This is a genomic window from Isoptericola sp. NPDC060257, assembly GCF_042726645.1.
Taxonomy (GTDB): Bacteria; Actinomycetota; Actinomycetes; order Actinomycetales; family Cellulomonadaceae; genus Isoptericola; species Isoptericola nanjingensis.
Window position 1 is genome coordinate 1 of record NZ_JBHXAW010000153.1, and the last position, 10,517, is coordinate 10,517.

Genomic DNA, 10,517 nt, shown 5'->3' on the forward strand with positions numbered 1-10,517 from the left:
CCTGGGCGCCCTCCACTTCGGGAGGGATACGTCCGCGCGCAGGAACCTCGCCACCACGCTCTCCCTTCGTCCGACGGATTCGTCGATCGACCCGTCGAGACCACGGCGTCGGCGAGGCGTGATGGGATGGCCCCGTGACTGAGACCTCCGAGCCCGAGCAGCCTGCGCTGCTCGGGCTCGACGACGTCCCGGCCCCGCGCGGAGCCGGGGCGAAGGGGCGCCGCAAGGCCGGCAAGGTGGCCCTGGGGGCGACGCCGGTGGCCGACGACCTGCCCGTCGCGCGGGTCGCGCTCGACCTGCAGCCCGCGCACCTGGACCGCCCGTACGACTACCTGGTGCCCGCCCCCATGGCCGACGACGCCCGGCCGGGGGTGCGGGTGCGCGCCCGGTTCGGGCCGCAGGAGGTGGCGGGGTACGTCGTGGAGCGTCGCGAGACGTCCGACCACGACGGGCGGCTCGTGCCGCTCAAGCGCGTCGTCTCGCCCGACCCGGTCCTGTCGGACCCGGTGCTGCGGCTGGCTCGCGCCGTCGCGGACCGGTACGCGGGCACGCTCGCCGACGTGCTGCGCCTCGCGGTGCCACCGCGGCACGCGCGTGTCGAGAAGGAGGTGCTCGCCTCTCTGGTGGAGCCCGACGAGGAACCGGCACGGGGCGACGAGAGCGACGGCGCCGACGATGCCCAGGACCGCTCCCAGGACGCCTCTGAGGGCGCTCAGAGCGCCTCGGGGACGCCGGCGGGGGATCGGGGGGCGCCGCGGGCCGTCCGTCGCGTGGCGGCGGGATCCACGTCGGCCTGGTCGTCGTACCTGGGCGGCGAGGCGTTCTGCCGCCACCTGCTGGCCGGGCAGGCGCCGCGCGCCGTGTGGACGCCCCTGCCCGGCCTGGCGCCGCCGACCGACGACGGTCCGGCGCGCGTGCCGCACTGGGCGGCGGCCGTCGCGCAGGCGGCCCGCGCCACGGTCGCCGGGGGCCGGCGCGTCCTCGTCGTCGCGCCGGACGCCCGCGACGTCGAGCGCGTCGTGGCCGCCCTCGGCGGGGCCGGGCTCGACGACGTCGCGCGGCTCCTCGCCGACGACGGACCCGCCCCGCGCTACCGCGCCTTCCTCCGCGCCCGGCACGGGCTGGCCGACGTCGTCGTCGGGACGCGGGCCGCCATGTTCGCCCCGGTGCCGGACCTCGGGCTCGTGGTGCTGTGGGGCGACGGCGAGGACACGCTCGCGGAGCCGCACGCCCCCTACCCGCACGCCCGCGACGTGCTCGCCCTGCGCAGCGACCTGGAGGACGCCGCCTACCTGCTGGCGTCGCCGGGGCGGACCGTGCAGGCGCAGGCCCTCCTGGCGTCCGGGTGGGCGCGCGAGATCGCCGCGCCCCGGGACGTGCTGCGCGCCCGCGCCCCCCGAGTACGTGCCCTCACGTCCGTCGAGCTCGCCGCCGAGGGCCCGGGAGCCGCCGCCCGGCTGCCGACCGCCGCCTGGCGGGCCGCCCGCGACGGGCTGACTCGCGGGCCCGTCCTCGTCCAGGTGCCGCGCACCGGCTACCTGCCCGTCGTCGCGTGCGCGCGGTGCCGCACCGCCGCTCGCTGCGCCGCCTGCCACGGCCCGCTCGGCATGACCCGCACCGGCAGCGCGCCCCAGTGCTCCTGGTGCGGCCGGCTCGCCGGCGGCTGGCGCTGCGAGGAGTGCGGCGACACCCACCTGCGCGCCGTCCGCGTCGGGTCGGACCGCACCGCCGAGGAGCTCGGCCGGGCGTTCGCGGGCACTCCCGTGCGCGTGTCCGCGTCCTCGGCGCCCGCCGGGGTGCTCGACCGGGTCGGGCCCGAACCGGCCCTGGTCGTCGCGACCCCGGGCGCCGAGCCCGTCGCCGACGGGGGGTACGCCGTCGCGCTCCTGCTCGACGCCGCCGTGGCCACCGCGGGCACGGGCCTCGCCACGGCGACGGAGGCGCTGCACCGGTGGCTCGCTGCCGCGGCCCTCGTGCACCCGTCCCGCGCCGGTGGACAGGTGCTCCTCGTCGGCGACGCGGCCCCCGCCCCGACCGGGGCGCTCGTGCGCTACGACCCCGGTGGCCTGGCCGAAAGGGAGCTCGCCGAGCGTCGCGAGCTCGCGCTGCCGCCCGCGGTCCGTGTCGCGTCCGTCACCGGGGACCGGGGCGCCGTGGACGCCGTCGTCGGCCGGGTGGCGCTCGCGGGCCCCGACACCGTCCTGGGGCCCGTCGAGCAGCCCGACGCCGACCCGCGGCGCGGCGCCACGCTCGAGCCCCAGGTGCGCACCGTGCTGCGCGTCCCCCTCGCCCAGGGCGGCGAGCTCGCCGCCCAGCTGCGCGCCTCCCTCGCCGTCCGGTCCGCCCGCCGGGAGGGCGGCGCCGTCCGCGTCCAGGTCGACCCGAAGGAGATGCTCTGATGGCTCCTGCCCCCGCCGAGGCCCTCGTCGACACGGTGGTGCTCGACTTCGGCAACGTGCTCGTCGGCTGGGACCCCTACGGGGCGTTCCCGGGGCGCACGCGTGCCGAGGTGGACGCCTGGATGGCGGACGTCGACTTCCCGGCCCTCAACCTCGCCCAGGACGCCGGGCGCAGCTGGTCCGAGGCCCGCGCGGGCCTGGCCGACCGGCCCCACCTGCAGCCCCTGCTCGACGAGTACGTGGCGGGCTTCCCCGGCACCCTGACCGGACCCGTCCCGGGCTCGGAGGAGCTCGTCGACGAGCTGTCGGCCGCCGGAGTGCGCCTCCTCGGGCTCACCAACTGGTCGGCCGAGCTGTTCGGGCACGCCGCCGGGGCGGCCCCGGCGACGACGCGCATGGAGCACGTGGTGGTGTCCGGGCAGGTGGGGCTCGCGAAGCCCGACCCGGCGATCTTCCGGCACCTGACGGACACGCACGACGTCGACCCCGCGCGCGCCGTCTTCGTCGACGACAGCCCCGCCAACGTCGCGGTCGCCCGCGAGCTGGGCTTCCACGCCGTCCGTTTCACCGACACCACGGCGCTGCGCGCCGCCCTGCGCGACCTGGGCCTCCCTGTCGGCAGGTAGGCGGCACGAGCACGAGGGAGGACGTCGACCGGACGGCCACGGCGCCGGCCGAGGGCCCGCGCCCCCTCGCGCCCTCGGCCGGGCCACCCCGCTGCCGTGCCGCTCGACGACGCCCCGGCGCTCGCGGACCGGGACCTGCTCGCCCGACTACGATCGGGTGGTGCGCCTGCTCTTCGCCGGAACCCCCGACCCTGCCGTCCCGTCCCTGCGCGCCCTGCTGGCGTCGCGTCACGAGGTCGTCGCCGTCCTGACCCGGGCGGACGCGCCCGCCGGACGCGGCCGCCGGCTCGTGCCCAGCCCGGTGCGCCTCGCGGCCGAGGAGGCCGGGATCCCGGTCCTCACCGAGCGCCCCCGCGGGGAGGAGTTCCTCGCGACGCTGCGCGAGCTCGACGTCGACGCCGCGCCCGTCGTCGCGTACGGGCACCTCCTGCGCGCCGACGTGCTCGCCGTCCCGCGCCTCGGCTGGGTCAACCTGCACTTCTCCGTCCTGCCCGCGTGGCGCGGGGCCGCCCCCGTGCAGCACGCCGTGCTCGCCGGGGACGAGGTCACCGGCGCCACGACGTTCCTCCTCGACGAGGGCATGGACACCGGCCCGGTGCTCGGCACCGCCACGGAGACGATCCGCCCCCGCGACACCTCCGGCGACCTGCTCGGCCGGCTCGCCACGAGCGGCGCCGACCTGCTCGTCGCGACCCTCGACGCCCTCGAGGACGGCAGCCTCGCCCCCCAGCCGCAGCCGGCCGACGGCGCCTCCCTCGCGCCCAAGGTGACGACCGACGACGCCCGCGTCCGCTGGGACGACCCCGCCCTCGCCGTCGACCGCCGGATCCGCGCCGTCACGCCCGCCCCCGGGGCGTGGACCACCCTGCCGCCCACCGGCGGGCTCGACGCCGCCCCGGGCGCCCGCCTCGGCCTCGGCCCGGTCACGCCGCGACCCGACATCACCGACCTCGCCCCGGGCGAGGTGCGCCCCGGCAAGAAGGAGGTCCTCGTCGGGACCGCCACGCACGCCGTCGCGCTCGGGCACGTGCAGCCCGTCGGCAAGAAGCCGATGCCCGCCGCGGACTGGGCGCGCGGCGCGCGCGGCCTCTTCACCGGCCACGCCGGCGACGCCGCCCTGCGCCTCGGGCAGGACGCCCGATGAGCGCCGACCGCCGGGGCACGGGCCACGGGGGCACCAGGGGGAACGGGCGGGACGACCAGCGCCAGGGACAGCGCGACAGCAAGGGCCGTCAGCGCAGCGCCGCCCGCACCCGCGGCGAGACGCACCGCAGCGCCCAGGCGCCCGGCGAGCGGCGCCGCCGCACCGACCCCGCCCGCACCGCGGCGTACGACGTCCTGCGCCAGGTGGACGGCTCCGACGCGTACGCCAACCTCGTGCTCCCGCCCCTGCTCCGCGAACGCAGGATCGCCGGCCGCGACGCCGCGTTCGCCACCGAGCTCGCGTACGGCACCCTGCGCCTGCGCGGACGCTACGACGCGATCCTCGCCCGCTGCGTGACCCGTCCCCTCGACCAGCTCGACCCCGAGGTGCTCGACGTCCTCCGCCTCGGCACGCACCAGCTCCTGGGGATGCGCGTCCCGTCCCACGCGGCCGTCTCCGAGACCGTCGCGCTCGCCCGCGACCGCGTGGGCGCCGGACCTGCCCAGATGGTCAACGCCGTCCTGCGCGCCGTCGGACGCACGCCCCTCGAGGACTGGCTCGCCCGCCTCACCGAGGAGGCGCCCGACACCGTCACCGGGCTCGCCACGGTCGGTTCGCACCCCGTCTGGATCACCAGGGCCCTGCGGGAGGCGCTCGCGGGCCACGGACGCGGCCCCGACGAGATCGCCGACCTGCTCGAGGCGGACAACGCCGCGCCCCGCGTGACCCTCGTCGCGCGCCCCGGCCTCGCGGCGCCCGACGTGCTCCAGGAGCAGGCCCACGGCGCCGACGTGCGCCTCGAGCCGGGCCGCTGGGCGCCCACCGCGCTCGTCCTCGCCGGCGGCAGCGACCCCGCCGCGCTGCCGGCCGTCGCGGACGCCCGCGCCGGCGTCCAGGACGAGGGCTCGCAGCTCGTCACCCTCGCACTCGCAGGCGCCCCGCTCGACGGCACCGACGCGCGCTGGCTCGACCTCTGTGCCGGTCCGGGCGGGAAGGCCGCGCTCCTCGCGGCGCTCGGGGGGGAGCGGGGCGCCACCCTCGTCGCCAACGAGGTGCAGCCGCACCGCGCCCGCCTCGTCGAGCGGGCCCTGCGCGCCGTGCCGGACGGCGTCGTCGAGCGCGTGCGCACCGGCGACGGTCGGGAGGTCGGCACCGAGGAGCCCGCCGCCTACGACCGCGTCCTGGTCGACGCCCCCTGCACCGGGCTCGGCGCCCTGCGTCGTCGCCCCGAGTCGCGCTGGCGCCGCACCCCGGCCGACCTGGGCACGCTGACGGTGCTGCAGCGCGAGCTGCTCGCCTCCGCCCTCGACGCGGTGCGTCCCGGCGGCGTCGTCGCGTACGTCACCTGCTCCCCGCACCTGGCGGAGACGCGGCTCGTGGTCGACGACGTGCTGCGCCGCCGGGACGACGCGGAGCGCATCGACGCGCGGTCGGCGGTGCGCGACGCGCTGGTGCCCGGTGCGGACATCGATCTCGGTGCCTCGGACGGCGGCGCGCACGGGCTGGACGTGCAGCTGTGGCCGCACGTGCACGGCACCGACGCGATGCACCTCACGCTGCTGCGGCGCCGGGGGTAGCAGCTGCATTGCCAGATTTCTCTTGCACTCCCATGCGTGTCGGAATAACCTGACGGTCTGAACGGTCAGGAAATCCTGACAGGCAGGAGGCGAGATGACCGGCACGGGACGATGGACGACGGCGCACAGCGCCCGCGACCTCGGCGCGTTCGCCCGCCAGGTGCGCCGGCGTCGCGGGCTCAGCCAGGCCGCCCTCGCGGACGAGCTCGGCGTGACGCGGCAGTACGTCTCGGAGGTGGAGTCGGGCGTCGAGAACCTCTACATCACCCGGCTCTTCGAGATCTTCGACGAGCTCGGTGTCGAGGTCCGGCTCGCGGAGCGTGGTGACGCATGACCGAGCTCGACGCCTGGCTCTACGGGTCGCGGGTGGCGAGGTTCCGTGCCCGCGACCTGGGGCGCGCCACGCCGCGGGTCGAGCTGGAGTGGGACGCCGGAGCGGCGCGGCGGTGGGGCCACGGCTCCCGCGTGCTCTCGCACCTGCTCCCGGTCGACCCCGACGCGCCGCCGCCGCCCGCCCGGGTGTCGGCGTGGCTGGACGGGCTCATGCCGGAGGGGCGGATCCGCGAGCACATGGCGATCGACGCGGGGGTGGACCCGGAGAACCCGGTGGCGTTCTTCCGCGCCTACGGGGGCGACACCGTGGGCGCGCTCGTCTTCGTGGCGCCCGGCGCGGAGCCGGAGCCCGACCGCCGGCCAGGCACGCCGCTCGACGACGCCGGCGTCGGCGCCATGCTGCGTGCGAGCGTGGCCCGCGCGGGCGGTCAGGGCCGCGCGCAGCGGCTCACCAGCTCCCTGCCGGGCATGGAGCCGAAGATCGGCCTCGTGCGCGACGGGGCGGGATGGCGGCGGGCCGGCGCGGACCAGCCGACCACGCACATCCTCAAGGTCGCCCGCGAGGCGGGCTCGCCGACCGCCGACCTCGTCGACACGGAGGCCGCGGCCCTCGACCTGGCGCGCCGCGTGGGGCTCACGACGATCGACGCGCACGTGCAGACCTTCGACGGCGAGCGTGCGATCGTCGTCTCCCGGTACGACCGGGCCGTGGCACCCGGCGAGCCCGGGGTGCGGCGGGTGCACCAGGAGGACGCGGCGCAGGCGCTGGGCATCAACACCCGCGACCCCGAGCGCAAGTTCCAGCACGGGCGCACGCTGCCTTCTCTGGCCCGGATCGCCCGCACGCTGCGCGACGACGGCGCCCGGCCCGACGGCCTGCTCGCCCTCACGACCCTGAACCTGGCGGTCGGGAACACCGACGCGCACGCGAAGAACGTCTCGGTGCTCCGGCGCGCGGACGGCACCGTCGCGCTCGCGCCCGCCTACGACGTGTCCATGCACCTGCACCACGCGCACGCGTCGCGGGTCTTCGCGATGGACGTGTCCGGGGAGCGCGACATGGACCGCATCACGGCCGCGCACCTCCTCGCGGAGGGGAAGTCGTGGGGCCTGCCTCGCCGCCGTGCCCTGCGCGCCGTGGCGGCCACGCTCGACGGCCTGCGCACCGGGCTCGAGGAGATCGACCGCGACGCCCACCCGGGCGTGGGGCCCGAGGCGTGGCGGACCGTGGAGGACCGCACCGACGCGCTGCGTGCCGGCCTGCCCTCCTGAGGCGCGCAGGGCGCGTCAGACGAGGGTGAGCTGCAGCAGCGTGGTGCTCACGGTGCGGCCGTGCTTGACCCCGACGTCGCGCAGCACGCCGGCGACCTCGAAGCCGAACCGGCGGTGCAGGGGGAGCGAGCCGGCCGCCGCGGGGTCGTCGGCCACGACGGCCACGACCTGCCGCACGCCGGCGCGCGAGCATGCCTCGAGCAACGCCGTCATGAGCAGCGAGCCGACGCCGCGTCCCTGGGCCGTGGGGGCGAGGTAGATCGTGTCCTCCACCGTGTACCGGTAGGCGGCCTTGGGACGCCAGGGGGACGCGTACGCGTAGCCGACGACGGCCCCGTCGATCTCGGCCACGAGGAACGGCAGGCCGCGGGCGTCCAGGTCCACGAGGCGCTGGCGCCACGCGGCGACGTCGGGGGCCTGCTCGTCGAACGTCACGGCCGTGCCGGTGACGTACGGCTCGAGGATGGCGGCGACGGTGGGCAGGTCGTCGGCGACGGCGGCACGCACGACCGGGGGCGCGACGGCCGTCGTCGGCGACGGCTCGGTGGGGGAGGGGAGCGGTGGCACAGGGCGAGCGTAGTGGCTGCGCCGCCTACGCTGGGCGCATGCCTGCGCTGATCAACCCGAGCATCCTGTCGGCCGACTTCGCGAACCTCGAGCGCGACCTGGGTGCCATCGCCACCGCCGACTACGCCCACGTGGACGTCATGGACAACCACTTCGTGCCGAACCTCACGCTGGGCCTGCCGGTCTTCGAGCGGCTCGCGCAGGTCTCGCCGGTGCCGCTCGACGCGCACCTGATGATCGAGGACCCGGACCGCTGGGCGCCCGCGTACGCGGAGGCGGGGGCCGCCTCGGTGACGTTCCACGCGGAGGCCGCCACGGCCCCGGTCCGCCTCGCGCGGGAGCTGCGGCGCCTGGGGGCGAGGGCGGGCGTCGCGCTCCGGCCGGCCACGCCGGTGGAGCCGTTCCTCGATCTCCTGCCGGAGATCGACATGATCCTCGTGATGACCGTGGAGCCCGGCTTCGGCGGTCAGTCGTTCATCGACGGCACGCTGCCGAAGATCCGGCGCGCCCGGCAGGCGGTGGGGGAGTCGGGGCTGGACGTGTGGATCCAGGTCGACGGGGGAGTGTCGCGCGACACGATCGAGCGCGCGGCGGACGCGGGGGCGAACGTCTTCGTCGCGGGCTCCGCCGTCTACGGGGCGGACGACGTACCGGCGGAGATCGAGGCCCTGCGGGGGCTGGCGTCGGCGCACGCCCACTGATCCTCGGGGTGACGGGTCCCGGGTCCGCCCTTCGCTCATAAAAATAGTGTGCCAAGCACCCTGAACGAACGCACCTCACCGTCCCGAGGGCCGGAACCCGGCCCGGAGCCCGGGGTCCCGGCGTCTAGGCTGAGCGGGTGAAGACGTTCGACTCCTTGTTCGCCGAGCTGACCGAGAAGGCCACGACCCGCCCCGCCGGGTCGGGGACCGTGGCCGAGCTGGACGCCGGCGTGCATGCGATCGGGAAGAAGATCGTGGAGGAGGCGGCCGAGGTCTGGATGGCCGCCGAGCACGAGACCGACGAGGCCGCCGCGGAGGAGATCTCGCAGCTGCTGTACCACCTGCAGGTGCTCATGCTGGCCAAGGGACTGACGCTCGAGGACGTGTACGCGCATCTGTGAGCGCCCGGACCGGGGTCGCACCGTCACGGTGCGACCCCGACGTCCGTCGCGCGCGCCCAGCCGCCCGACACGTCCCGCCCTGATCAGATCGAGGTAACGCAGTGCTCCGTATCGCCGTCCCCAACAAGGGGTCCCTCTCCGTCCCGGCCTCCGACATGCTGCGCGAGGCGGGCTACCGCCAACGCCGCGACACCCGCGAGCTCGTGCTCGCCGACCCGGACAACGGCGCCGAGTTCTTCTTCCTGCGCCCGCGCGACGTCGCGGTGTACGTGGGGTCCGGCACCGTCGACGTCGGTATCACCGGCCGCGACCTGCTGCTCGACTCGGGCGCGGACGCCGTCGAGCACCTGCCGCTGGGCTTCGCCGCGTCGACGTTCCGTTTCGCCGCACCGGCGGGCACCATCACCGACGTCGACCAGATCGCGGGGCGCCGGGTGGCGTCGTCGTACGACACCCTGGTCCGGTCCTACCTGCGCGAGCGGGGGATCGAGCCGTCGGCGGTGGTGCACCTCGACGGCGCGGTGGAGAGCTCCGTGCGCCTGGGCGTCGCGGACGTCATCGCCGACGTCGTCGAGACGGGCACCACGTTGCGCGCGGCGGGCCTGGAGGTGTTCGGCGAGCCGATCCTGCGCTCCGAGGCGCTGCTCATCCGCCGCAGCGACGTGGCGGAGCCGGCCGGGCTGGACGTCCTCACCCGGCGCCTGCAGGGCGTCATCACCGCGCACGAGTACGTGCTCATGGACTACGACGTGCCGATGGAGCTCGTGGACGCCGCCGTGGCGGTGACCCCCGGCTTCGAGTCGCCCACCGTGTCGCCCTTGCACAACGGCGAGTCGGCGGCGGTGCGGTCGATGGTGAAGCGCTCGGAGACGAACCGCGTGATGGACGCGCTGTACGAGGTGGGGGCGCGCGGCATCATCGTGACCTCCATCCACGCCAGCCGCCTGTGACCCCGCAGGTCGGCGCCCGCCGGCCTGTCGAGCACGCGCGCGGGATGGCAGCGTGGTCGGCATGAGCGCGTCACGCTTCCGCACGTTCCGCCCGCTGTGGGGCCAGGTCTCGGCCTGGTTCGTGTGGGTGGTCGCCGCGGTCGGGAGCGTGGTGGTCGGCCTCGGCTCGAACGGGCCGATGGGCGCGGCCGCGGTGAACAAGGTCTCCTTCATCGTCTTCGCGCTCGGCGTCAGCTGGCTGCTGTGGCGGCTCGGCGGCGTGCACGCCGTCCCGTCGGACGAGGGCCTGCGGGTCCGCAACCTCATCCGCTCCCGGACGCTCGCCTGGGCGGAGATCGTCGAGGTGCGGCTCGGCCCCGACGACCCGTGGGTGCGGCTCGACCTCGCCGACGGCGGCACGATCGCGGTCATGGGCATCCAGCGCGCCGACGGCGAGCGGGGGATGGCGGAGGCGCGGCGGCTGAGGTCCCTCGTCGTGAGCCTCGGCGAGGCGCCGGACCGCACCTGACCGCCTGCGCCACCGCCGCGACGACGAAGCCCCGCGAGC

11 protein-coding genes are annotated in these 10,517 nt (G+C 76.7%); 10 read left to right on the forward strand and 1 reads right to left on the reverse strand.

The genetic code is table 11. From position 1 onward, the window contains the following. The first annotated feature begins 134 nt into the window (after nucleotides 1-134). The 6 genes from ACFWEK_RS13310 to ACFWEK_RS13335 all read left to right on the forward strand — a co-directional run bounded on the left by ACFWEK_RS13310 (nucleotide 135) and on the right by ACFWEK_RS13335 (nucleotide 7,351). Nucleotides 135-2,399 carry a primosomal protein N' gene (locus tag ACFWEK_RS13310; RefSeq protein WP_430554351.1) on the forward strand — a complete coding sequence of 755 codons (2,265 nt, stop codon included), beginning with the start codon at nucleotides 135-137 and terminating at the stop codon, nucleotides 2,397-2,399. Then, nucleotides 2,399-3,025 carry an HAD family hydrolase gene (locus ACFWEK_RS13315; protein WP_430554352.1) on the forward strand — a complete coding sequence of 209 codons (627 nt, stop codon included), beginning with the start codon at nucleotides 2,399-2,401 and terminating at the stop codon, nucleotides 3,023-3,025. The genes ACFWEK_RS13310 and ACFWEK_RS13315 overlap by 1 nt, the downstream gene beginning before the upstream one ends. A 160-nt stretch (nucleotides 3,026-3,185) precedes the next feature. Beyond that, nucleotides 3,186-4,169, forward strand: coding sequence for a methionyl-tRNA formyltransferase (gene fmt / locus ACFWEK_RS13320; protein WP_430554353.1), 984 nt, complete (start codon nucleotides 3,186-3,188; stop codon nucleotides 4,167-4,169). Next, the gene (locus tag ACFWEK_RS13325) at nucleotides 4,166-5,746 is read left to right on the forward strand and encodes an RsmB/NOP family class I SAM-dependent RNA methyltransferase (protein WP_430554354.1); all 1,581 of its coding nucleotides are present in this window, start codon (nucleotides 4,166-4,168) and stop codon (nucleotides 5,744-5,746) included. The genes fmt and ACFWEK_RS13325 overlap by 4 nt, the downstream gene beginning before the upstream one ends. A gap of 94 nt (nucleotides 5,747-5,840) precedes the next feature. Further along, a complete protein-coding gene (locus ACFWEK_RS13330; protein WP_430545488.1) occupies nucleotides 5,841-6,080 on the forward strand; it encodes a helix-turn-helix transcriptional regulator in 240 nt (79 codons plus the stop codon). Next, a complete protein-coding gene (locus ACFWEK_RS13335; protein WP_430554355.1) occupies nucleotides 6,077-7,351 on the forward strand; it encodes a HipA domain-containing protein in 1,275 nt (424 codons plus the stop codon). Before ACFWEK_RS13330 ends, ACFWEK_RS13335 begins: the two co-directional genes overlap by 4 nt. 15 nt (nucleotides 7,352-7,366) lie before the next feature. Here the strand turns inward: ACFWEK_RS13335 and ACFWEK_RS13340 are convergent, their stop codons facing one another. Beyond that, entirely contained in the window at nucleotides 7,367-7,918 is a 552-nt protein-coding gene (locus ACFWEK_RS13340) for a GNAT family N-acetyltransferase (protein WP_430545490.1), read from the reverse strand. Nucleotides 7,919-7,956: 38 nt separating this feature from the next. Between ACFWEK_RS13340 and rpe the strand changes: the two genes are divergently transcribed. The 4 genes from rpe (at nucleotide 7,957) to ACFWEK_RS13360 (ending at nucleotide 10,478) form a co-directional block, all read left to right on the forward strand. Continuing rightward, the gene (gene rpe, locus ACFWEK_RS13345; protein ID WP_430545491.1) at nucleotides 7,957-8,619 is read left to right on the forward strand and encodes a ribulose-phosphate 3-epimerase; all 663 of its coding nucleotides are present in this window, start codon (nucleotides 7,957-7,959) and stop codon (nucleotides 8,617-8,619) included. A 137-nt stretch (nucleotides 8,620-8,756) separates the two neighbouring features. Further along, nucleotides 8,757-9,020 carry a phosphoribosyl-ATP diphosphatase gene (locus tag ACFWEK_RS13350; RefSeq protein WP_079575216.1) on the forward strand — a complete coding sequence of 88 codons (264 nt, stop codon included), beginning with the start codon at nucleotides 8,757-8,759 and terminating at the stop codon, nucleotides 9,018-9,020. Nucleotides 9,021-9,121: 101 nt separating this feature from the next. Next, nucleotides 9,122-9,970: an ATP phosphoribosyltransferase gene (hisG, locus tag ACFWEK_RS13355; protein WP_429763524.1), complete on the forward strand. Its 849-nt coding sequence runs from the start codon at nucleotides 9,122-9,124 to the stop codon at nucleotides 9,968-9,970. A gap of 61 nt (nucleotides 9,971-10,031) precedes the next feature. Next, nucleotides 10,032-10,478, forward strand: a complete 447-nt coding sequence (locus ACFWEK_RS13360) for a PH domain-containing protein (protein ID WP_430554356.1) — start codon at nucleotides 10,032-10,034, stop codon at nucleotides 10,476-10,478. Nucleotides 10,479-10,517: the final 39 nt, after the last annotated feature.